The organism is Streptomyces sp. NPDC047525, from assembly GCF_040643025.1.
In the GTDB taxonomy this organism is placed as follows: domain Bacteria; phylum Actinomycetota; class Actinomycetes; order Streptomycetales; family Streptomycetaceae; genus Streptomyces; species Streptomyces durmitorensis.
Map to the genome: position 1 here is coordinate 42,170 of NZ_JBEYTL010000025.1, position 21,025 is coordinate 63,194.

The window sequence follows — 21,025 nt, forward strand, 5'->3', positions numbered from 1 at the left end:
CTGGCCGTCAGGTAAGTGAGGCCAGCGGCAGTCGGAGAGCGTGTCTGGCGGCCGACCTGGGTGCGTGTCACACCGGGGTGTCGATGACGGCGCCGTCGGGTGACGCGTACGGCTTCCAGCAGGCGGCGGTTGTGGGAGACAAGCAGGAGCGTGCCGTCGTAGGTGTCCAGGGCGGACTCCAGCTGCTCGATGGCCTGCAGGTCGAGGTGGTTGGTGGGCTCGTCCAGCACCAGCAGGTTCACCCCGCGGCCCTGGAGCAGGGCGAGCGCGGCACGGGTGCGTTCGCCGGGTGAGAGGGTGGTTGCGTCGCGCAGCACGTGCTCGGTGTCCAGGCCGAACTTGGCCAGCAGGGTGCGCACCTCGGCGGGCTCCATCGAGGGTATGGCGGCGCAGAAGGCGTCCAGCAGCGAATCGGGCCGTGGAACAGCTCGCGGGCCTGGCCGATCTCGCCGATCACCACGCCGGAGCCCAGCGCCTGACGGCCGGTGTCCAGCGGGATGCGGCCGAGCAGCGCGGCCAGCAGCGTCGACTTGCCCGAGCCGTTCGCGCCGGTGATCGCGATGCGGTCGGCCCGGTCGATCTGCAGTGCGACGGGCCCCAGCGTGAAGTCGCCGCGGTGCACCCCGGAACTGCCGGTCGTCCTCGATATGCCGGGCAAGGTCGCCGCCTTGGAGCCCTTTCCGCGTACGAGGAAGCGGCCCACTGGCCGTTCTCCCAGTGGACGTCGGTCATTAGCACGCCGCACAGCTCCGCCGCCCGGACCCCCGAGATGTAGGTCGGCAGGTCGACTGCGGCAGGATATGGGCCCAACGAGGCACCTGCGCTGATGAGTTGAGACTTCCAATACCTCACTCAACGGCACGGGTGCCTTGTGCGTTGCGCCATCGCTGCCGTCACCCCAGCGGTAGCCAGTCTGAAAACGCTCACTGTCCGGAAGTGATCGTTGACGGTGTGATTACGCCGTGTTTATCTGAGCCGTCGACGCGGACGCGTATGTCCGCACGAAAACCTGGGGGGGGCTTTGCGCACCAGAAGTAGAAGATCTCTGGCGGTGGTTGCAGCGTCGATCATTGCGTTGCTGACGCCTATCGCGGCCAGCGCTGATACGAATCCTTCGACGCGATCGATATCCGCAACAGTCGGTGGATCACAAACCGGCGAGACCTCAGCCCGGAACATACGCGCTGAATTATCCGAGTTCCATGCTCTTCCTGAATCAGATAAAGCATCGGAGCAGTCGAACTGCGCTCAGACAAAGCGCAGCCTGAAGCGCCTCAGAGAGTCCGGTCAAAAACGAGCCGTATGTTTCGAATGGCAGAGCCCGCGGGAGCTGGCAAAGAGGGAAGGGCCGTCATCCTCATCCGCGAAAAGTGTCGTGTGGTGCGGAGATCAAGCAGAGAATCAAGCCTACGTGACGCGTACCTCAATCTGTTCGCGGCGCGGCGTTGTCATCGTCCTGATGGACACCACTACGGGCATGATCTTGGGCAAAGCCTACGGCACCGTCGAACAGGAGATCGACACTAAGAACTCATCCGTCGAGTTCTCCGAGTACATGAATTTTACTCTCAAGGCTGCTGACGTCACGGCAAGTGTCATGACAGTGAAGGTGGAGGCGATTTGCTCGCTCGACTCCAGCTGTAAGCAGGATTCAGCGCCGTGGGGAATTCCGCGACCGATTACTGTCGGTGGGTCAATCGACGGCACATGGACTCGCTCCTGGACCGGGAACCAGAAGAACAAGTCCTTCCTCCTTGGCTACGCGCTGACCGTGACCATCGGGGGAAGCTCCGGTACGACGGAGTGGGGAGAAGGCGGGGAGCCAGCCCGCGGCCAGTACGTGGTGCGGTGCGACAACGAAGTTAGCAAGTACGCGGGTTGTATCGTACCGGCGTTCACCCCCACCTTCGTGGTGAGTGACAAGTACAAGGAAGCTCGTCAGTACATCGGTATGGTCCAGGCAAGCATGGCAACTCACCCGGGATGGGAAGGCCACGGTAAGCCTCTGCACCGAGAGGCGGACGATGCTGCCGCAAAGAAGAACCGCGATGTCATCTGCGACAGTACGTTCAAACCTAGCTCGAGCACTCCCCCGCCAGTTCAGTGTGACGAGTGGCCGTTTGCAAAGTCGAAGGAGAGCGGCAGGAGTCTAGGGGTCACCTCTGGGGCGGTCTGCCAGCAGTACTCTGTTGTCGCCCAGACCATCGACGGCAAGCAATACCTGTCCCTCACCTGGCCTGGACTCAACCAAGGCAAGATGCCTCCCGCAGACGCAAAGTGTGCCCGCGCCAGCATGCCGAAGGTACAGAATGAGGGCGTAGGCGGCGACCTTGGAAGAAAGACAACAGAGTGGCGGCTCATAGAGGGCGACGCATACTGGGTGGACGCTGGCAACAATTAGCCCGGCGCTGAAGTGTGTGGTCTGGCACCGTAATTCGGTGGTGCCAGACCATTCAGCGGTTAGTTAATCAAATGAGGTATCGCCGTGAGCACCGACATATTCCCGAACTCGCAACTCTACGAAACCGGATACTGTGCTCTTTTCGTGAAAGGTGTTTCTCCTGCCGAGCTTCTAGCCAGGGTAGCAGGCGGCCAAATTCATCCGATCTTCTTGAATCGACTCGAGGCGGAGGCTGTTAAGGCGCTCGGGGAAGACATTGAAGAGGAAGACCTTCCAGACCTGAACCTGGATGAGCTGCACACTAGCGGTGTACTCGATAATAGTGGTCCACTTTTGCGTGCTGGCGCCCACGACCACTGGTCCTTCATCATCGAATCCGAGGGCCCCTATCTCGCAGGAGAGGAAATACTGGAAGCTGTTTCACGCAGCACAGTCGCCCTCTCTCTGAGACTGAGTGAGACAAGCTCTGCATGGATCTCGTACGCGGAAAACCAGGAGATCCTTTCCTCCTTTGACCCGCTCTTTCCTGAGCATGACTATGGGAAGCGAACCGAAGTTCTTGATGCGCTCACCGGATACCGGGAGGTAATCGAAAATGGGGAACGCTCAGAGGCTTACGAAAACGCGATTCGGAAAATTCAGCGAGAACTGCACTGTGCCGTACCCGCAGAGGCGGACGCTGGCCGCTTGCTAGCTATACGGATCGCCGGAGTCTACTAACTATTGACCGAAACGGTAGCAGTTCACAGTCATGGGTCTGTGGGTGACTGACAAGGGCTAACACAATGAGGTGGACCTGGCCTGCTGGCCATGTCCGGGACGGGAGTTGGGCGTTCGGCTCGGTGTGGGGACTGCGCCGTGGATCGTGCCCGATGAGTTGTGGGATCGCCTGGGGCCGTTGCTGCCGCAGCGCGAGCGGCGCTTCCGATACCTGGGGCGGAAGCCGTTGCCTGACCGGGAGGTGCTGTGCGGGATCTTGTACGTGCCGCACACCGGGATCCAGTGGGAGCACCTGCCGCAGGAGCTCGGCTTCGGTTCTGGGGTGACGTGCTGGCGCAGACTCCGGGATTGGAACGAGGCCGACGTGTGGCGGGGAAGTTCTTGAGTTCGTTCAGGTTGGCTTCCCGAGATCCCGTCCGATCGAGTCGATCAGGCGGGATCTTGCAGTTTTCGGGGGCGGTCTGAGGTCCGGCCGGGGCTGAGTGGCAGTTTCCGGGGCTCTCGGGGGCGTCTTCCGGGGGTGGTCGATGCTGGAGAGCGTGCGGTGGTGTGGCTGCGGGACCGGGAAGTCTCGTGGCGGCGGTTGCTGTGGCTGTTCACTTCCGGATCATCGTGGTGTCCGAGGCGGTGGCCGTCCGGAGGCGAAACGACATCCCACCGAGCCCCCGGAACGTGCCCACCACGCTGTCGGAAGCCTTTGGCCTCGGCTCACTGCTCCACCCCTCCGCACCAGTGATCCACCTGCCCGCACGCGCGCACTGATCCCTCCCCTCGCCATCGAGGGCACCGCCGCGCACCGGATCCACACACAGCGGGTGGGCCCGTTGCACGAGCAGCACCCTTATCCCGCCCGGCCCATGCAAATGCTGCGCCGCATTTCCTGACGCCGTGTGTTGCACCCGGCAACCACGACCATGAGCACGAGCAGCAGCGGTTACAACACCGTCCCGGACAGGGCACGGAGGTCACCGGTCAGGGCGTAGCGGCGTGCTGCGAGTCCGTGGTCCAGCGGTTCGCCGATCTGCTCGCACAGCAGCTCCAGGACTTCGGCGGCCTCGGTGTCGGAGGGGTACGCGGGGGCGACTTCGAGCATCAGCTCACCCATCGCGTGGGAGCTGGCGAGCAGCTGGTCGACGGCGGCGGGCAACGCGGCAAGCGCCGGATCCGTCGGCGGTGCAACGGGAGCCAGTTGCGGTGCGTTGCGGACGTCGCGGATGGCCTGGCGGACCACGGCGCGCATCGCGGCGGCGTCGATGTCCTGGAGGCCGCTGTGGGCGAGCGTGGCGAGGCGGCGGGTGATCAGGGTCAGCAACGGGGTCCGTGCGGCCGGAGACGGCGATCAGGGCCCGTTGGGAGAGTCCGTAGTCGAGCGCAGCCGCGGCGGCCGGGCCGGTGTCTCGCACGCGAGACGTCCCGGCGCCGGCGGTGACGGCTTCGTGGATCGCGGCCAGGGCGCGGGCGACGTCCAGGAGCCGGTAGGACTGGGCGCGGCTGATGCCGAACTCCGCTGCGCAGTACGCCTCCCAGGTGCGGTAGCCGAGCGGCAGCCACACCCGGGCCGCGTGTGCGGCTCGGACCCGGGCGGTCAGGACGGCGACGGAGCGCCGGACGTCGTCCATCGCGCTGCGCAGCCCTGCCGTCATCTCCCGGGCCCGGGCCGCGGTGAGCAGTGCGCGCGCCGGTTCGACGACGTGCTCCTGGTCCTCGCCGTCCGTGCCCATGACGCCCTCCTGCGCGACGGCTGCCGCCACCAGGGCGTGCGGGAGCACGGCTCGCCGGGCGCCGTTGTGGATCTTTGACGGGTTTGACGGGGTCCGCGCCCCGTAGTGGGTGTTCACGGTCGGCGCTCACGGGATTCGATGGGCCGACCGGCGGCCCCGTTGTGGATCTTTGGCCACTTTGACCGATTCCGGGAAGCCACGAGGGTGCCGCTGCGCCCCCGGTCCGGCTTCGATGGGCAGGCCGCCGGGCCCCTGGCACCCCAGCAACTGCTCGAACCCGATGAGGAGAAGACGCTCCATGACGCAGCTCGATCATTCGCGGCGCGTTCGGACCGGCCCCGCCCGAACAGCCCTGAACTGGATCATCGCCTTAACCCTGCTCGCCACGGTCATCGCCGTGGCGGTCCTCGCGGCAACCGGGAAAACCGAGTACCTCGCGCCGGTCATCGCAATCGGCACCGGCGCCCTCGCCGCTGGCGGCACCGTGCACATCCGTATGCACATCCGGCGCTGAATGAGGGGCCGGAGCTCCAACTCCGCACACCTGCCTCACACCCTCACAGGCCACCCCGCCCACCTGGGGAAACGTCCTGTGAGCCTTACAAGTCCCCACCGGATGCGGGAGTCTCAGTTGCTCCCAATGCCTTCGCGGACCACGTCGCCTCGCCTACCGTCACCTGCATGAGCAGCGACGGCGTGGTGGTGGATGAGGCGGTCCGTGCGGCATGGGACACCTACCGGGTCCTGGAGAAGCGGACGCCCGCCAAGGAGCGCCAGGAGGCGCAGCAGCGGGTGAAGGCCGCAATGGATTCTGTCGGACGGCAGGAGGTCTCCCGGGGCACGGTGTTCCTGGTGGGCGTCCTGACCGGATACCTGATCGGCGAGCCGCCCGGCGGCGGGGAGCAGCTCGATCCGCTGAACGACCTCATCCCCGCGGTGATCCGCAAGCTGCCCACCTTTGAGATGGCCGACCCGGAGCAGGTACCGATGGCCACCGGAGTCCTCATGGCCGCCGCGATGGGCATGGACACCGTGGCCTGGCGCGACCGGTTCGGGGAGATCGAGCCGAAGGAGGCCATGGTCCACGGCTTTGTGCTGTGGCTGCTCGCGGACCTCTTCGACTCCCTGGTCGACAAGCCGGGCACCATCGACCAGGTGATGCGCGAGACCTTCGACTCCATGGGCACCACGCAGGACTGACGCAGGACAGGGGCCTGGAGTGGCAGGGATCGAGCGGGAGCCGGCCGAAGTGCGGATCCCCAAGAGCGCGCTGGATGCGTTCGCGGTGGCACTGAGCGTGCGCACGGTGGCGATGCGGACCTGGCCGAACGACGACCTGGAGTGGATGTACCCAGTGGGCACATGGGACGAGGCGCACCTGGAGGTCGCGCTCCTGCCCGGCGGCGACGAGGTGTGGCTTCGGATGTCCACCGACCGCTCCAGCGTCGCCGTGTGGACCATCGAGCAGTGGGGGGGGGACTTCGCCAGCCGACTGCCCGGTGCGGCGCCGCCGCGGGCCTGAACCGGCGTGGCCTCAGCTCTGACTGATGATCCGGTTGATGTCGTAGGGCACTTCCTCCGCCAGCCGGAACAGCGGCTCCAGGACACCGTTGTAGGTCGGGTCGGTGTGGGGCGGGCAGTGCTGGCTGAGCAGGCAGGTCGCGGCTTCTTCCCTGGTCCGCGGGTGCGCTTGGTCCTCGTCGGCAGCGAGCTCCAGGACCAGGTCCATCACGCCGTCCACGCCGTTGCGCACCTGGGTCCACTGGCGCGCGGTGCCCTCGCGTTCACCGGGGATGGCGTCGTGGGGCGGGCTCCCGCCGCTGTCAGGGACGGTAAGGACGGGTCCGCCTTACGGCGCGTACGACAGCGGGGGTTCGCCAGGCGCGGCCCACACGGCCAGGGAGTTTGCAGGTCGAAGGTGCTGCCGTGTCACGGCCTGGCATTCTTCGTGTTGCGTGCTTGTGCCCGCTCTACGCGGGAACGGTGCGCGCCGCCGTTCGGTGACGCGCATGGGGAGCCGGGGGGCCTGCGGCAGTCGGGGCAGGTGATGTCCGTCGCCCGCAACCGACGCTTGCCGACGTTTCCCTTGCGTTCCTCCACGATCGGCTTCACCCGTTCAGCGTGAGGCACCTTCCGTACCTCACCGGTGCCGGAGCGGGTGTCGTTGACGCAGTTCTTCCCCCTTCCAGCGTGGCAGCGCGGGCACTTGTTCTGGATCCAGAAGCGGCGTGCCACCCGGTCGGGCCGTGACCGCTTCTGCTTCGGCCTTTCCCCGGCGGCTTCCTGCTTGTTCTTCATACGCTGCGCGGCGGCCGCACGCGCCGCGGCTACTCCCCCAGCGGGGGTGAACGTGGCGAGACCTGCGCGCTCCTGCCAGCCGGCGACTTCTCCCGCTTCTTTGTCAGCCACGTGGGTTCCGGCTTCGGCTGCCGCCTGGAGGAGAACCTTCACCAGGTCGCGGACCTCATCCGTCATCACCAGGACGTCACGGCGGCGAAGGTTGTCGAGGATATTGCGGACCCGCTGGTGAGCGGCCCGCGACCCGATGCCTGTTTCGCGCCGCGGCGCGGCCTGTGCCTGCCGTCGGGGGACGAGAGCGGCGACGTGGTCGGTGGCTGCCTCCACGATGGCGTCTTCAGCCTCCGTGCGGCCCTGGCTGGCGGTCGCGTTGACGCGGACCAGGAGGTCGCGGACCTGTTTGGTCTTCTGCGTGTGCACTGCATCGTTCAGACGGGAGAAGAGAGCGCGGCGCGCTCGGGCCTGCTCCTCCAGCCAGCGGTCGGCCTCCTCCACCGCGGCCGCCAGCTCGGCCTGGGTGGCCTGCTCCACCCCCGTCAGCTTCAGCGCGGCTATCTCCCTGCAGACCCGGCTCGCCACCACCACCGATCCCAGCCTGCGGGCGTCGGCAAGACGACGGATCAGGGTCCGCGCACGCACCTGCGCAGTCGGCGCTTTCTTGGCCTTGCCCGTCGTCCACCGCGACGGCGGCGGCGTGCGGTGGGCGTGGATGATCCGTTCGACCGCCGGCGTGGAGAGCCCGCGCTCCGTCATCTCACATTCGTCCAGAGCGAACCACTCCGTGGGCCGGGCGAACGCCTCGGTGCCGATGCGCACCCGGCGGGCCGTCCCTTCACTTTCCAAGCGGATGCGGTGGATGTACCAGCGGCGGATCAGTGTGTCCCGGTCCACGGACACCGACATGCCCAGGACCGGCTCGGTACCCACATCCCATTCCGGCGTCACTGCCTGATCCAGGTGCACGCGCAGTCCGCCGCGGCGCCACTGGATATCCACCACGGAGCCGATCGCCGCTCCGCCGGGCCGGGCGTAGTCGAAACGCGGCTGCTCGCCCCGGCCGCGCAGCCAGGCGGCAGCCGCAGACTTGACGTACAGGTGGTCGGCGCTGGCCACACCCCTCGCGTGGCGGCCGCACACCTGCGGCAGACCGTCCGGATCCGGGTGATGGGCGAAGTGGCAGACCCGGTCGGTGTAGAGCTTGGTCGTCAACTGGCCGCCGCAGCCGCCCAGCAGCAGCCCGCACCAGAACGTGTGGTGCTCGTGCCGATGGCGAAACGCGTCCAGCTCGATCGCCTCCAACGGCAGCATCAGCGGCTCCTCCGAGTCCGCGCTGCCCAGCACTGCCGTCTGGATCTGCCGCCTGTCACGATGCAAAAAGACCCCTCCGATTGGTCCAACTCATCGTGCCATCAGCCTAGTTCAGCATCCAGATAGCGTCCGAGGTCCAGTTCGCATGGTGAAATCCACACCGGGGGCAGCTGGGCGACGAACGCCCCGGTGAACAGGCAGCGTGCCGACGTTTCGCCGTACCGGTCGATGTCGTCGGCCACCAGCTAGTGGTCGGCGCTGGCGCGTTCGTGTCAGTCCAGGGCTTCTCCTCGAGGTTCCGATCCCGCCCTGCGGCATGCGCGCACTGGGCCGCGAGCCAACTCCTGCGCTGACGCCAGGGACCAGCCGGGCTCAGACCAACGGCGGGACGGACACGGTGTGGGTTCAGAACACCATCAGACGACGTGAACGGTGACCAGCACCTCCGATGTCCGTTCACCTGCCCGAGGGGATGTCGAGTCCCTACTGTGGGCGGTGTGTCCTCTACACCTGAGCCCTCGCCCGGCGGGCCCCCGCCACCTGGCCGACGGCAACGGTTGCGGGCACGCTGGGCCGACCGCCACGCCTTACCCCGGTTCGGCTACTGGCTGCTCAGCCGGGGCGCCATCGTGCTAACGGCGTGTGGTGCCCTGTACATACTCAACGGGTTCCTGATCGGCTGGGTCAACGCATACACCGTGCTGACCGGCATCACATCGCCCGCGGACGTCAGCCCGCAATGGTGCGCCTGGCCACTGTCGCTGACCGGCTGGGCCGCCGTTCCCGCGATCATCGGAGCCGCCGCCGGATACGTCATCACCGAGCAGATCCAAGCCCACCATGCACGCGAGCTGAGCGACGTCCTGGATGAACTACACCGCTTGTCCGAACCTCCTGGCCCGCCCCCGCCCTCCGGGAGCGGCCAGTGATCACTCTTCACGAGGTGTACGAACAGGGCAGCGACACCGTCAAGGCCGCAGTCACCGCCTTCGGCGCTCGCCACCCCTTAAGGCGCGGCGATGGGCCGAATCCTGAACCGGACTGGAAATGGGCGGAGAAGCACTTCACCTACCTGATCGAGTCCATCATGGGGCCGGCAGCACCCCCGCAATTCGGTGACACAGACATCGTGCGACGGGCCGAAAACGAAGCCATCGGTTTCCTCCTCGCCGTCAACACCCAGCGCAACTACCGCTGCCCCATCTGCCGCAAGCAAAAGCGACCCCCGCTGTAATCCACCGGCCTACCCTGGAGACGTGGTGACGGACGCGCAACGCGCCGAGCACGCAGACCGCCTGCGCGGGCTGCTCTACCTCGCTTGCCCCGACGCCACCGGTAACGCCATCACCGCAACCGCGGCAGCCATCACTGAGCATGCGGACGAAACGCCGCAGGAACCGGTCCTCCCAGCGGCTCAACTCAGCGATCAGTCCTCTGACACGCGCCAGCTCATGCTGACCCACGCGGATCTCAGCGGCGCGGGTCTGCATGCCGCCAATCTGGCCGGCGCGGATCTGAGCGACGCCAATCTGGCCGGCGCGGATCTGAGCGACGCCAATCTGGCCGGCACAGACCTGGGCGGCGCGCGCCTGGCCGGGGCGAACCTGACCCGCGCGAACCTTCACTACGCGAACCTGCCCGGCACGGACTTGAGCAGCGCAAATCTGACCGGGGCGAACCTGTACTGCGCGACCCTGCACACCGCGAACCTGGTCGGCACGGACCTGAAGAGGGCGATCCTGGACTACGCCAACCTGGACAGCGCGCGCCTGGCCGGGGCAAACCTGCGCGACGCGAACCTGACCCGCTCAACCCTGATCGACTCGGACCTGAGCGGCTCGGACCTGAGCCACGCCACCCTGTCCCGCGCGGACCTGACCAGTGCGAACCTGCGCTACGCGCACCTGACAAGGGCGGATCTGGAACACACCAACCTGACCAGGGTGGACCTGTACCACGCAGACCTGAGTGAGGCCTACCTGCGCCGCTCGCAGCTGCGCAGTGCACTGCTGGCCGAAGCGAACCTGAGGTACGCGGACCTGCAGGAGGCGAGCCTGAGGGAAGCGAATCTCACCAGTGCGGACCTGACCAGTGCGGACTTGATCCGCGCGGACCTGACCGGCGCGGACCTGACCGAGGCGGACTTGACCGAGGCGTACCTGTACGGCACGAACTTGACCGGAGTGAACCTGAAGGGCACACAGCTCACACGTGTGCAGGACATGCTTCTGCCGGCAGGAGCGATTTGGGATTCCCTCACAAGGTGGCCCCCCAACCTGGTGTCGGTGGCCACCGAGCAGTCCGATGAGGTGCAGCCGGGCGTCTACCAGGTACGTGGCGGGCACAACCCGGACAGGAGCACAGCTCAGGTGTGACGAGCTGGGTTTCGCGGCTTCCTCGCCAGAGGCCGCTCGGCGAAGCCACCCTTGCGGAAGTGGCGGGCAATGGCCTCCAGCACCCACTCCACCAAGTAGAGCCAGCCCCAGCAGTCAACGTCGCGATCCGAGGCTGGTGTCCAGTCAGGACACGCATCGCCGACCACTACCCCGCACCGAAAACCCTCTCCCGACCATGCGCGCTCAGCTCGTTGGCGAAAGGGGCTCTGGTGCACTTCGGTCACGTAGCGGACAATCCCTGCAACGTTCAGTCAGGTGGGGTGGCTGCATGAGGGGGATGGCAGATGGGCGGCGTTCTATGGTCTCTGGAGGCAGCGACCGAGGCTAAGCACCGGTTGTACAAACGGTACTTCGACGCATGGTGGCCGATCTTGCTGCAGCCCAGCGCCGGGACCGGGCGCAGCTGGTCGAAGGTCACATTCTTAGACGCCTTTGCGGGGCCGGGCCGTTATGAGGGCGGTGAACAGGGCTCACCGGTGTTCACGCTGGACCGACTGCTGACGCATGGGGCGGTCGATCGGATGAACCTGTCCCGTGAGCGGGTCCAGTTAGTGTTCATCGAAAAGCGCCGGGATCGCTACGAGTATCTGCTCGGACAGCTCCATGACCGTTTCGGGCCGCTGGAACACCTGCCGGTGCGGGTGGAGGTACACCGCGGCGAGGCCGGTGTGGACAGCGAGCGGATCCTGACCGAGTTAGGCGCTTGGGGGCAGCCCATCCTGGGCGTGTTCGACAGTTGGGGCAGCGTCAACGTGCCGCTGGAGCTGATGCGCCGCATCGCCCACAACCGGGCGAGCGAAGTGATCGCTACGTTCGGCCCGAACTGGTTCAGCCGTCGCGAGGATCTCAACTCCGACATTCTCGATGCCGTCTTCGGCGGCCGCGCATTCTGGGCTCCCGCCGCTGAGGTGGAGGAGAGCGACAAGAAATGGCGGGCCTGGCTGGAGATCTACCGAGAAGCCCTGCACCGGGCCGGGTTCAACTTCCGCCTGCAGTTCAAGGTCGTTCCCCACACCGGCCAGCCGCTGTACCTCGTCTTCGGCACCGGGCACGAGAAGGGGGTGGAGGTCATGAAGGAAGCCATGTGGAGCGTCGACAAGAGCGACGGGATGAGCTTCAAGGACCCCCGCGTGCGCAACGCTGTCGCCCTCGGGCAGGGCTCCCTGTTCGACGACGGCGAAGTGATCGATCCCGAGCTGCTCACTCTCGTCCAGCAGCGCCTGGGCCAGGGGGCCGTCAGCCTCGAACAACTGGGGCAGTGGCTCCTGCTGGAGACATCGCAGTGGCGCGCCCGGGACGCGAAGAAGGCGGTGCAGGACCTCCACGGAGACGGCCGGGTGATCATTCCTGCTGGCCGTCTCACCAAAGCCAGCGTGGTCAGCCTGCGATGACGCTTTCCCGGGCCGGCATCTGATCCCAGGTGCGCCCCTCGAGCTCACGGCCGAGGGTCTTAGGCGTACGGCCGCCCCACTGCTTGAAGAAGAACGCCACCCCGGCATCCGTGCACACGTCGCGGATGCCGGTCACCCATTCCTCGTCCATCGGCCTGAAGCGCGGCCCGGACTCGCCGCCCGCGATCACCCAGTCGATGCCGGTGACGTCCAGACCGTCCAGCGGCCCCAGCAGCGGTTCACAGGACAGAAACCGGACGGCTGCTGGCACGCGGCGCAGGTCGTCGATCCGGGGGAGCTCCTTGGCGCTCTCCACTGACACGCCCATCCATACATTCGCCGGCCAGTCCAGCTTGCCCGCGACCTGCCGCAGCCGACGCGCCCGCTTCGTGAGCACCTGATACGTGTGCTGCGGAGTGTCCGCCATCACCTGGAACACCTGCCGTACGAAGTCCAGCGGCACCCGGGCGTGGAACAGGTCCGACATCGAGTTCACGAACACCGTGCGAGGGCTGCGCCATCCGTACGGGACCTTGAGGGCATCCGGATGGACCGTCAGCCCGAAGCCCGGCCCCGACGTCCGTGGATCTCCGTCATTTTGGTACTTGGCCTGCCCCATCGCCTTCAGACGCTTGGCCAGCGTCATGGCATAGCAGTTGTCGCACCCCGGCGAGACCTGGTCGCATCCGGTCGTGGGGTTCCACGTAGCCTCTGTCCACTCGATCGCGCTGCGGTCGCTCACTGGACACCCCTCCCTATGCCGCGCCCGCCCGCCTGCTCGGCCGCGGTCTGCTGCACGTCCAACGAGGCGTAGCCGCGCCGGACACCGACATCCAACCATCGAGCCCGTCGCGAGGCGGCCCAACAACCTAAATAGAACACGTGGACGATACCTTTCAGGTAGGGCGCTGGGGAGAGCGCCGATCCGCTGCGCAGCGATTGCTTACGCCTGGCCCCATGAGGTGTAGCCAAGACTGAGATGGCCAACGCCCGCGAGGCGCTGCACCTGGTTGACGAAGTGCCCAGTGAACAGCCTCCTGGCCGACGTCTCGCCGAACCGCTCGATGTGATCGTGGACGACCTGGTGGTCGGCAGCAGCGAGGTTGCGCCAGTCCAGGACCTGCTCCCGGGTGAGCTCCTCGAGGACAAGCTCCTGGTCGTCGACGTCGCCGGGCTCCGGCTCCGAAGCGGGGACGGCTACGGCCGGACGCGGCGCGGGCAGCACGACCGAGACCACCGGCGGGGCCGGGATGTTGTCGGTCAACTGCGCGGCCGCGGCGTCGGCGCGGGCCTTGGCAGCAGCGGCCTGCTGCTCGCGGACCTGCTCCCACCGACGGGCCTTGGCCCACGCTTCGGCGGTCACGGCCTGGTGCAGCTGCTGCTCGATGGCCGTACGGCGCTCGGACTCGGACCTCCCCGGCATCGCCGCATCGACGGCGGCCGCGACCGCACGGCGCTGGGCGCGGCGGTCGTCCTGCCTTTCATCGCAACGCGGGCACTGCCGGCCAGAGTCGATCAGCACCCGGTCGTCGCACCGTACGTCGCCGCACTGCTGACGCTGCGGCAGCGCCAGGCTGATCAGCCAGCCCACCGGATCCTTGATCGGTCCGCCCAGCCGCATCTGGTCCTCCAAGCGCCGGGCGATCCGATCAGCGAGGACCTGCGGCGCATCCGTACGACCGGCGAACCCGACCACCCGGGCCAGCTCGTTGCGGGCCGCGGCCTCCACCAACTTCCGGGCGGCCGGACGGTCCAGGCGCGCCCACACCAGGTCGACCGGGGCCAGGACGACCCGCAGATCCTCCGGCGGCAGAGGCACCCTCCCCCGCTGCTGCCTGTCCTGACCCGCACCTTCCACGACGCGCACCGGAGCATCGGTCGCCGACCCGCGGCCGAGCTTCTCGGTGATCGACGACGGGGACTTCTTCGGCTGTTCCCCGCACAGCGGGCCGTCCTCGCGCACGCACGCGCCCTCCGGCAGACCACGGTTCCCACCACGGCCTTCGCCGGAAAAGCCACCAAAGAGCTGCAGAGGAACGACGTGAGTAACCAGGTGAGGGTGATCAGTGTGAAGGGCTGCCGCAACGTCGGGGTCTGCAACACCCGTCACATCCGTCATCGGCGTGCCGCTGACCTGCGAATCCGTCTCCATCTCCGTCGGCTCGCCAGCCCTTGCCGCAACGTCGGGGTCTGAAAACTCGGGCTCCAGGGTCTGCGCACGGGCCTCCTGGACGTCGTCGGCGAGCGTACGCCCGTGCGCGGCGGCGACCGCCGGCACCATCAGCCGCGACCGGTTCGGCATACCCGAGCCCGTCCGCAGACGTACCCGCAGCACCAGCTCCCGGTCCTCCAGGCGCTCCAGCACCCGCTCCCCCGCCGACGCCGTGCACCCGAGCAGCCGGGCCACCGTCGCCGCCGCGCGGCCGCGCTTGGTGTCCACCGTCCCGCCGCACTGCCGCACCCGCCCGGACTCCCGGGCCTCCAGCACCAGCAGCAGCAGCGCCAGACGGTCCGTCGCCGCACCCCGGCCGGTACGCGCACCGATCAGCCCGGCCGGGGTGATCCGCCCGTCCCGGTGCGTCCAGCCCGGCGCCATCACGGCCTCCATCAGCCGCAGCAGCGTCGCGTACTCCTTCTTCGCCAGATTCAGCGGATGCCCGACCACGCCCTGCGCCCCCCACAACGGCAGCACCCGGCACTTCAGGCCGTCGTGCTGGCGGTACTCGCCCTCCGCCGTGTCCACCGACACCACGCCCGAGCGGCGCAGCACCGGCAGCACCTCGGAGGCCGTGTACGACGCGGACACCCCGAGCCACCGGCCCAACTCCGAGGTACGGATCTCCACCACACCGATCTCCGACGGCGTCCGCGACGCCAGCACCAGCACCGCCAGCCGCACCGCGTCCGAAGCACCGTCCAGGCCGGCCACGTCCAGCAGCGCTCGCACCGCGCCACCCAGACGGGCACGCGTATCCCGACCGAGCGACAGCGGACGGCCCCGGCCCTGCGGCACGGCTGCTGCAGCTGTGGTCGGCACCGATCGCAGCGCATGCCGTGGCCTGGGGAGCCCCGTCGGGGCCGTCGCGGCCGGACCGCCCGCAGCGTGGTCAGGGGCGGCGGACGCCGCCAGGGCGCTCACAATGCCGCCTGGTAGAGAGCCAGTTCGTGATTCATCCCCGGACCATGGACCAGGTCACCTGTGGATAGAGTCCGACGACCGGCGCCTGCCCGCGTCGCTCCCGCACCACGGGCAACAATCTTGATCCGTGTCCCGCCGGACCGGATGCAGCCCTCCGCCGCACCCTGCCGACCGGGAGCAACGACCAGCGCGAGCGCTCCTCTGCCCGAGCGGGCCCAGGGAGCCTGGGACAACGCCCGCGGACGACCGGGACCACGCCCTGGCACCTGAGCCGGCCGCGCCGCCACCCGCCGCCGACGAATCAGGGGCACCCGATCCGCAGCATCGCCGACGGGCCTACCGATGAACTCCGACGGCGCAGCGAGCGCTGCTGCTGCGGTGCCGAACACCCGGCCGCACTGAGAGATACACCGGATGCTGCACCGGCAGATAGGTGTGATGTGCGTCACGTCCCCGTAGGGCGGGACGCCAATGTACAAGGGCAATCCGCCTGGCGGAATCCACCGGACGCCATGGCAGAGCTGACAAGTCAGCTCACGGTCGTGCACTATGACAGCACTCCAGTCGTTACGAAATGACGCCGGAGCCCCGCTCCGAGAGGAGCGGGAGCAGCAGCGGCCCCTTCCGAGGGGCTCGGTGTTGTGAAGCAAGAAGCAGCGGCGACCTCCCTTTTGTGGATCTCGTGGTTGTGACCGAGGGCCCTGTGGTGGGGACCTCGGGGCGGACCTGGTTAGGGCCCTGGTGGCCTTGGTTAGGGGCCGTTCTCTGAATTGGCTCGAGAGAGCCGGAGCTCAGTTCGACCGGGTGGTACCGGAAGAACTGAGCGGGCCGAGCTGGGTGGTGAATCCAGTCGGTCGGACGGGCCGGGAGCGTCGTCGTGGGTGGTTATGCCACTCCAGACGCTGCGGCCGATGGCCACTAGGTCATCCCAACCCCCCTGAATCGGAGGCTGGCGTCAGCATGCGCGGAACCTGCCAGAGCGAGACGATCACATCGCTCAAACGGCGCACGTGCGCGTGTGGTTCCACAGACACGGGTAACCTGCACTTCGCGATCACCTCCTAGTAAGGTGCCTCGCCCGGACGGGACTTCCCGCCCGAGAGCCCCCGCGGACCCGGCCAGGTCCAAGGGGGCTTCAACATTTCTGATCAAGCCAGAAGTCACCCTATCCCCGCGAGGCATGTCCGAGGGGCCAGGTACGACCCGGTGCGTCAGATCGGTGCCAGCGTGCGGAAACAGAGGGCCCATCAGGTCCCTCCCAGCAGATGCCTGTTGGGCGCCTTCGCGGCGTCGGCGAGCTCGGGGAGTTCCACGACGCTCACCCCGCCTTCGATCATTTGCTCGTAACCGACGCAGTCGTCGACGAAGAGGCTCGGCTCGCGCCAGGCGATGACGGCGCGCGGGATCCCGGCCGCCAGAATCCGCTGCGCGCACGGTGTCCGGTCCGCGCTGCGCTGAGAGCAGGGCTCCAACGTGCTGTAGATCGTCGCTCCGGCGAGGCGGGAGTCCCCGTCGGGCAGCTTGGCAAGCGCCGCCTCCTCCGCATGCTCGCGAGGATCGGTCTCACGGGAGTATCCGGTCGCCAGCTCTGTGCCGTCCTCGCCGACGATCACTGCCCCGACCGAGTAGGCACCCGCAGCCGAAGGGCACAGCGCGGCAAGGTCGATGGCACGCTGCATCCAGCGCAGATCCTGGTCTCGGTCAGGTACGGACATCAGGCGGTGCGCTCCTTCGGTGCGTAGCGGACGAAGACCACGTCGTCGATCGCGCGGACCTCCAGCACCTTCATTCGGGCCGTCGATCCGTCCGGGTAGTCGGCAGCGCCGAGGAAGCGTGCCGCCTCCGGCTGGCCTACCAGCAGTGGCGCGATGGCCAGGTGCACTTCGTCGGCGAGGTCCTGCGCCATGAGCTGGGTGTGGATGGTGCCGCCGCCTTCCACCATGAGTCGGTCGACACCGCGGCGGCCCAGTTCGTCGAGGACCAGGCCCCAATCGAGCTCCGGGCCGGTGCTGACGACGTCGGCCAGGCCGTCCAGAGTGGTCTTCACCTTGTCGAGCGCGCTGTCCACGGTGAACACGAGTTTGTCGTCGCCGTGGTGCCAGAACTTGAGGTCGGCGTCCAGGTCTCCGGACGCAGTGACCGTCACCTTCAACGGGTACGCCGACTTCCCCGCCGCGACGCGGGCAGCACGACGTTCCCCCGAGTTCACCAGGAGGCGAGGGTTGTCGCGGCGCATGGTGGTGGCGCCGATCAAGATGGCGTCGCAGGAAGCGCGGACCTCGTCAACGCGGTCGAAGTCCTCCGCGTTGCTGAGCAGGAGGCGGTTGTCGCTGGTGTCGTCCAGGTAGCCGTCGACGCTCGTGGCGGCGGACAGCAGAACATACGGGCGGGCGGTCATCTGCTCAGGCATCCGTTTCTGTCTCGTGGGCGAGGGCGGAGTCGAAGGCGGCGCGGAACTCCCCGACCTCCGCAACGCGCTGCCAGGGAATCAGGGCCGTGTCGAGCCGGGTGAGTTCGTTGGTGATCCGGCCCGAGCCGGTGTCGGCCGCGACGGTGAGCGCGTGCATGCCGATCGTGGCGGCCCGCTCCGGATCGCGGGCGCCGGCCAGCGCCACGGCCTGCCGCGCCATGTAGACGCCGCGGTCGCGGTGGTAGCCGTCGGGCATCAGCCGGATCGCGTCGGCGAACGCGTCGGCGGCCTGGTCGTGCTTGCCGAGGGCCTCCAGGCCCTGCGCGCGGTGAACCTCCACGTACGAGGCATTCAGCCACACGCCCCACGGAGTGGGGTCGGAGCCGATGCCATCGAGGGCATTGCGCACGTAGTCGATGGCACGTTCGCTATCGTCGGCGTCGCCGCGCAAGGCGTGCCCGTATGCCTCGTAGGTGCGGGCCACGGCGGCGAGGCGACTGCGCGGCCGGGCCATCCGTTGGGCGGCCTCCGCCAGGTCAACGACGTCGACCAGGTCGGCGGTGTCCCCGGCGAGCTGCGCCTTGCGCGCCATGACGTACGTGGTCAGGTCGGTGTCGCCGACGGTGTACGACCACTGCATGGCCCTATCGAGCCAGTACGACGCGGCGTCCGGGTTGCCCAGGTCCTGGTGGAGCCAGGAGAGGAACTCCCCGTACTGCGTCTGGAGTTCCATCAGGTCGCGCCGGTCGGCGCTCTTCGCATCTCGCCGCAGCTGCTGGATGACGTCGATGTAGTCGCGCGTGGCCTTGAGAGCGTGGCGTGGCCCGAGCAAGTTGTCGCCGTCGATCAGATGGCGACGGGCATGGCGGAGATGCTCCACCGGTGTCGAGCCGTACGCCGCAGCGGCCCGCGCCGTACGAACCAGGTCAGGCACACTGCTCTCCGCGGCCGCTGGCGAACCTGCGCCGACCGCCGCGGCGGCTCCCAGCCCCACGCCCGTGCGCAGCAGCGCACGCCGATCCAGAGCCACCCAGACCACCGACCCATCACGTAGACGACACGGGACCGAGATCCCCTCACCGTCCGACGCTGCCTGGTCCGTCACGGCCAAAGCTAGATCGACTGCCGACTTGGCCACATGAACCGGAGGATTGGCCACATGGCCACGCTCGTCTCCGATCCGCTCCCACAGCCGGAACAACATGCCGTTCGCGCCCAGCGCCGTGTCCAGGCGGTCAGCCTGGTCGCGGTCCGCCATGCGCTCAGCACGTTCAAATCGCCCCAGGTGGGAGTGGTCAAGAAGAGCGCGCTTCGCTAGTCCGCGAAGACTCAGCCCTCGAAGGTTGCGGAGCTCCCGGAGTTCGTACCCCCAGTTGTGCAGAGGCGATACCCAAGGCGTGAGCTCGTTCGCCTTCTGCGCCATTCCGCCTCCAATTCTGTGGTCTATGTGGCCAGTTCGCCCGGCCACATGTCAGATCTGGAACTTGCGACTCCTCCGCAACTAGAACCGAACCGTGAGCGATCGGCCTAGGTGCGGGAGGTGTGGATCAGTGGTTGTTGTCCTTGCGGGGCTTGCGTTGAAGAGCGGTCAGCACACTGGCTGGCTGTCCGTCGTACACGATGTGCGGTTCGTTCGCGGTGGGCGGCTCGAAGCGGCCGGCATGCCGAAGCAGATCTTCCTCGCTGAACTCGATGCTGTTCGCATCGACCAGAGACCGCTCGTTGCGCTTCCGGATCCGTTCCCAGCGCACCTCATGCGGTGCAGGCAGGTAGATCAGCACGGGCTCGCCGCCGGCCTCCATCGCGGTGGCTGCCCACTGGCCACGCTCCTCCGGAGTCCAGAACCCGTGGTCGACCACGACGTCGTGTCCGGCGGCCAGGAGTTGCTGGAGTTCAAGGGCGATGTCCTTGAGGACGGGTGCCTCCCTGATCCTGAACTGCCCGCGGGGGAAGTCCCTGCCGTAGTGGCCGTAGCGGCTGAACATTTCCTCGTCAGGGCAAAGGCGCCGGAACCCGGCCTCTTCCAAGGCGCGGGCGAGGGTCGTTTTGCCAGCACCCTGCAGGCCGGACATGAGGATCGCGCGAGGCGCAGGCCCCGGTCGGCCGGCCAGAGCCTGGCTGATGCGGTTGATCTCGAACCGTCCTTCCAAGGTCAGCGTGTCGGTGCGCTCCGCATCAAGGAGTACACCGAGTCCGTTCTCGAGGCAGTGGACAAGAGTGTCGTCCAGAACGAGATCTCCGCGACGGGTCACCGCAGGACCTCGGATGTTGTATGCCGGGTGCGCCCGGGTGCGCCCAAGTCGACGCCGTATTCGAGTAGTTCACCATCGGCGTCAAGGAAGCGCGCGGTGAGCACTAGGATCGCGGCGATCGTGTCCGGCTGCAGCTCCAGGAGCTTCAAGTCCTCAGCGGTAGCGATCCGGGCACCTTCGTCATCAACGCGCCGTACGACCTGTCTTCCTGTGGCTCGAGAGATCAGGTCCAGTGAGAGTCCGCCTTTGAGGCGCTCGCTGCGCGCCAGCTCGGGGACTGCTTGCTCGAACTGCGCCGGAATCCAGGACGTGGAGTGGGAGACGATCCCATGAGCGTCGCGGTACACGCGGCTGCGACGAATGACGTCCTCACCAGGAGAGATACCGAGCACGGTGGCGACGTCCGCGGGGGCGGGCACTATGCCGGCGGTGTGGCCGGAGGATTGCTCCCCGGTACCCCAGGACGACTGGGTTCTACCGCTCCGGTCGTGGCGCTCCGCTCCCGAGGAGATTGGGACTCGCACCCCGATTACCTCGGTGCCGATGCCGTGGATGCCTTTGACCAGCTGCTCCTCGCGGAGCACCCGCAGGGCCTTCTCTACGGTCGCGGTGCTGACGGACCACTCGTCCGCGAGCGACTTGATGCTCGGCAGCATGGTTCCGGGCGACAACGCGCCGGACTCGATCAGGTCGCGGTAATGCCCTGCGATGCGCGCATAGGGCGGCCTGTTGTCGGCCCGGCTCATGTCATCGCCTCCTTCTGGCTATCGAATCCTAGGGTCCTTACTGTACCCCTTGACACCCTAGGGAACCTTAGGGAACCCTAGGTGTCTAACGAGGGTTGACGACCTGACAGGTCTTAGACCCCCGCGCACCACCGCAGCAGATCGCCACTTCGGTGGCCGGAGTCCGAGGCACCTATAACTCCTCCGTCCACGACTGCCGCGAGCACCACCCGCAGCGCAGATGCGTTGTCTGTCCTGCAGGAC

22 protein-coding genes and 3 pseudogenes are annotated in these 21,025 nt (G+C 67.4%); 12 read left to right on the plus strand and 13 right to left on the minus strand.

Features of this window, described 5'->3' with window-relative positions; all coding sequences use genetic code 11:
* Positions 1-92: 92 nt before the first annotated feature.
* Positions 93-628, minus strand: a pseudogene (locus tag ABZ833_RS41465) (ATP-binding cassette domain-containing protein); the annotation flags it as partial.
* Between the two features lie 831 nt (positions 629-1,459).
* Between ABZ833_RS41465 and ABZ833_RS41470 the strand changes: the two are divergent.
* The 3 genes and pseudogenes from ABZ833_RS41470 to ABZ833_RS41480 all read left to right on the plus strand — a co-directional run.
* Entirely contained in the window at positions 1,460-2,401 is a 942-nt protein-coding gene (locus ABZ833_RS41470) for a hypothetical protein (protein ID WP_361058452.1), read from the plus strand.
* An 84-nt stretch (positions 2,402-2,485) separates the two neighbouring features.
* A complete protein-coding gene (locus ABZ833_RS41475; RefSeq protein ID WP_361058454.1) occupies positions 2,486-3,121 on the plus strand; it encodes a DUF6461 domain-containing protein in 636 nt (211 codons plus the stop codon).
* 124 nt (positions 3,122-3,245) lie between these two features.
* Positions 3,246-3,491 (plus strand): annotated as a pseudogene (locus ABZ833_RS41480) (transposase); the annotation flags it as partial.
* Between the two features lie 564 nt (positions 3,492-4,055).
* Here ABZ833_RS41480 and ABZ833_RS41485 read toward each other — a convergent pair.
* The gene (locus ABZ833_RS41485) at positions 4,056-4,433 is read right to left on the minus strand and encodes a hypothetical protein (protein WP_361058456.1); all 378 of its coding nucleotides are present in this window, start codon (positions 4,431-4,433) and stop codon (positions 4,056-4,058) included.
* Between the two features lie 37 nt (positions 4,434-4,470).
* Here ABZ833_RS41485 and ABZ833_RS41490 point away from each other — a divergent pair, with 37 nt between their 5' ends.
* From ABZ833_RS41490 to ABZ833_RS41505, 4 genes are all read left to right on the plus strand, one after another.
* Positions 4,471-4,920 (plus strand): hypothetical protein, encoded by a 450-nt coding sequence (locus ABZ833_RS41490; protein ID WP_361058458.1) that lies wholly within the window; start codon positions 4,471-4,473, stop codon positions 4,918-4,920.
* A gap of 220 nt (positions 4,921-5,140) precedes the next feature.
* Entirely contained in the window at positions 5,141-5,356 is a 216-nt protein-coding gene (locus ABZ833_RS41495; RefSeq protein WP_361058460.1) for a hypothetical protein, read from the plus strand.
* A gap of 167 nt (positions 5,357-5,523) precedes the next feature.
* Positions 5,524-6,042 (plus strand): hypothetical protein, encoded by a 519-nt coding sequence (locus tag ABZ833_RS41500; protein ID WP_361058462.1) that lies wholly within the window; start codon positions 5,524-5,526, stop codon positions 6,040-6,042.
* Between the two features lie 19 nt (positions 6,043-6,061).
* Positions 6,062-6,364 (plus strand): hypothetical protein, encoded by a 303-nt coding sequence (locus ABZ833_RS41505; RefSeq protein WP_361058463.1) that lies wholly within the window; start codon positions 6,062-6,064, stop codon positions 6,362-6,364.
* A 12-nt stretch (positions 6,365-6,376) separates the two neighbouring features.
* Here ABZ833_RS41505 and ABZ833_RS41510 read toward each other — a convergent pair whose 3' ends face one another.
* The 3 genes from ABZ833_RS41510 to ABZ833_RS41520 form a co-directional block, all read right to left on the minus strand.
* Positions 6,377-6,583 (minus strand): hypothetical protein, encoded by a 207-nt coding sequence (locus tag ABZ833_RS41510; RefSeq protein ID WP_361058465.1) that lies wholly within the window; start codon positions 6,581-6,583, stop codon positions 6,377-6,379.
* Positions 6,584-6,771: 188 nt separating this feature from the next.
* Positions 6,772-8,448, minus strand: a complete 1,677-nt coding sequence (locus ABZ833_RS41515; RefSeq protein WP_361058575.1) for a hypothetical protein — start codon at positions 8,446-8,448, stop codon at positions 6,772-6,774.
* Positions 8,449-8,549: 101 nt separating this feature from the next.
* A complete protein-coding gene (locus ABZ833_RS41520; RefSeq protein WP_361058467.1) occupies positions 8,550-8,690 on the minus strand; it encodes a hypothetical protein in 141 nt (46 codons plus the stop codon).
* Positions 8,691-9,077: 387 nt separating this feature from the next.
* Here ABZ833_RS41520 and ABZ833_RS41525 point away from each other — a divergent pair, with 387 nt between their 5' ends.
* From ABZ833_RS41525 to ABZ833_RS41540, 4 genes are all read left to right on the plus strand, one after another.
* Entirely contained in the window at positions 9,078-9,377 is a 300-nt protein-coding gene (locus ABZ833_RS41525) for a DUF6313 family protein (protein ID WP_361058469.1), read from the plus strand.
* Entirely contained in the window at positions 9,374-9,682 is a 309-nt protein-coding gene (locus tag ABZ833_RS41530) for a hypothetical protein (RefSeq protein WP_361058471.1), read from the plus strand. Before ABZ833_RS41525 ends, ABZ833_RS41530 begins: the two co-directional genes overlap by 4 nt.
* A gap of 22 nt (positions 9,683-9,704) precedes the next feature.
* Positions 9,705-10,823, plus strand: a complete 1,119-nt coding sequence (locus ABZ833_RS41535) for a pentapeptide repeat-containing protein (protein WP_361058473.1) — start codon at positions 9,705-9,707, stop codon at positions 10,821-10,823.
* Between the two features lie 305 nt (positions 10,824-11,128).
* Positions 11,129-12,235, plus strand: a complete 1,107-nt coding sequence (locus tag ABZ833_RS41540; protein ID WP_361058475.1) for a three-Cys-motif partner protein TcmP — start codon at positions 11,129-11,131, stop codon at positions 12,233-12,235.
* On the opposite strand, the gene ABZ833_RS41545 is transcribed toward ABZ833_RS41540, so the two are convergent.
* The 5 genes from ABZ833_RS41545 to ABZ833_RS41565 form a co-directional block, all read right to left on the minus strand.
* Positions 12,222-12,977, minus strand: a complete 756-nt coding sequence (locus ABZ833_RS41545) for a phage Gp37/Gp68 family protein (RefSeq protein ID WP_361058477.1) — start codon at positions 12,975-12,977, stop codon at positions 12,222-12,224. The genes ABZ833_RS41540 and ABZ833_RS41545 overlap by 14 nt on opposite strands.
* A 201-nt stretch (positions 12,978-13,178) precedes the next feature.
* A complete protein-coding gene (locus tag ABZ833_RS41550; protein WP_361058478.1) occupies positions 13,179-15,272 on the minus strand; it encodes a hypothetical protein in 2,094 nt (697 codons plus the stop codon).
* A 1,349-nt stretch (positions 15,273-16,621) separates the two neighbouring features.
* The gene (locus ABZ833_RS41555; RefSeq protein WP_361058479.1) at positions 16,622-17,089 is read right to left on the minus strand and encodes a deaminase; all 468 of its coding nucleotides are present in this window, start codon (positions 17,087-17,089) and stop codon (positions 16,622-16,624) included.
* Positions 17,089-17,784 carry a dihydrofolate reductase family protein gene (locus ABZ833_RS41560; protein WP_361058481.1) on the minus strand — a complete coding sequence of 232 codons (696 nt, stop codon included), beginning with the start codon at positions 17,782-17,784 and terminating at the stop codon, positions 17,089-17,091. The genes ABZ833_RS41555 and ABZ833_RS41560 overlap by 1 nt, the downstream gene beginning before the upstream one ends.
* Positions 17,777-18,718, minus strand: a complete 942-nt coding sequence (locus ABZ833_RS41565; RefSeq protein WP_361058577.1) for a DNA-binding protein — start codon at positions 18,716-18,718, stop codon at positions 17,777-17,779. Before ABZ833_RS41565 ends, ABZ833_RS41560 begins: the two co-directional genes overlap by 8 nt.
* A 225-nt stretch (positions 18,719-18,943) precedes the next feature.
* On the opposite strand from ABZ833_RS41565, the gene ABZ833_RS41570 reads away from it, so the two are divergent.
* Entirely contained in the window at positions 18,944-19,102 is a 159-nt protein-coding gene (locus ABZ833_RS41570; protein ID WP_361058586.1) for a hypothetical protein, read from the plus strand.
* Here ABZ833_RS41570 and ABZ833_RS41575 read toward each other — a convergent pair.
* The 3 genes and pseudogenes from ABZ833_RS41575 to ABZ833_RS41585 all read right to left on the minus strand — a co-directional run.
* Positions 19,049-19,207 (minus strand): annotated as a pseudogene (locus ABZ833_RS41575) (helix-turn-helix transcriptional regulator); the annotation flags it as partial. The gene ABZ833_RS41570 and the pseudogene ABZ833_RS41575 overlap by 54 nt on opposite strands.
* A 124-nt stretch (positions 19,208-19,331) precedes the next feature.
* A complete protein-coding gene (locus ABZ833_RS41580; RefSeq protein ID WP_361058483.1) occupies positions 19,332-19,856 on the minus strand; it encodes an ATP-binding protein in 525 nt (174 codons plus the stop codon).
* 176 nt (positions 19,857-20,032) lie between these two features.
* A complete protein-coding gene (locus tag ABZ833_RS41585; protein WP_361058485.1) occupies positions 20,033-20,782 on the minus strand; it encodes a GntR family transcriptional regulator in 750 nt (249 codons plus the stop codon).
* Between the last annotated feature and the right edge of the window lie 243 nt (positions 20,783-21,025).

What these genes read in the sequence shown, in the direction of transcription:
- ABZ833_RS41470 (WP_361058452.1), top strand. Translation starts at nt 1,460, where the DNA reads ATGGACACCACTACGGGCATGATCTTGGGCAAAGCCTACGGCACCGTC.
- ABZ833_RS41495 (WP_361058460.1), top strand. Translation starts at nt 5,141, where the DNA reads ATGACGCAGCTCGATCATTCGCGGCGCGTTCGGACCGGCCCCGCCCGA.
- ABZ833_RS41500 (WP_361058462.1), top strand. Translation starts at nt 5,524, where the DNA reads ATGAGCAGCGACGGCGTGGTGGTGGATGAGGCGGTCCGTGCGGCATGG.
- ABZ833_RS41515 (WP_361058575.1), bottom strand. Translation starts at nt 8,448, where the DNA reads ATGCTGCCGTTGGAGGCGATCGAGCTGGACGCGTTTCGCCATCGGCAC.
- ABZ833_RS41540 (WP_361058475.1), top strand. Translation starts at nt 11,129, where the DNA reads ATGGGCGGCGTTCTATGGTCTCTGGAGGCAGCGACCGAGGCTAAGCAC.
- ABZ833_RS41555 (WP_361058479.1), bottom strand. Translation starts at nt 17,089, where the DNA reads ATGTCCGTACCTGACCGAGACCAGGATCTGCGCTGGATGCAGCGTGCC.
- ABZ833_RS41560 (WP_361058481.1), bottom strand. Translation starts at nt 17,784, where the DNA reads ATGCCTGAGCAGATGACCGCCCGCCCGTATGTTCTGCTGTCCGCCGCC.
- ABZ833_RS41570 (WP_361058586.1), top strand. Translation starts at nt 18,944, where the DNA reads ATGGCCACGCTCGTCTCCGATCCGCTCCCACAGCCGGAACAACATGCC.
- ABZ833_RS41580 (WP_361058483.1), bottom strand. Translation starts at nt 19,856, where the DNA reads ATGTCCGGCCTGCAGGGTGCTGGCAAAACGACCCTCGCCCGCGCCTTG.
- ABZ833_RS41585 (WP_361058485.1), bottom strand. Translation starts at nt 20,782, where the DNA reads ATGAGCCGGGCCGACAACAGGCCGCCCTATGCGCGCATCGCAGGGCAT.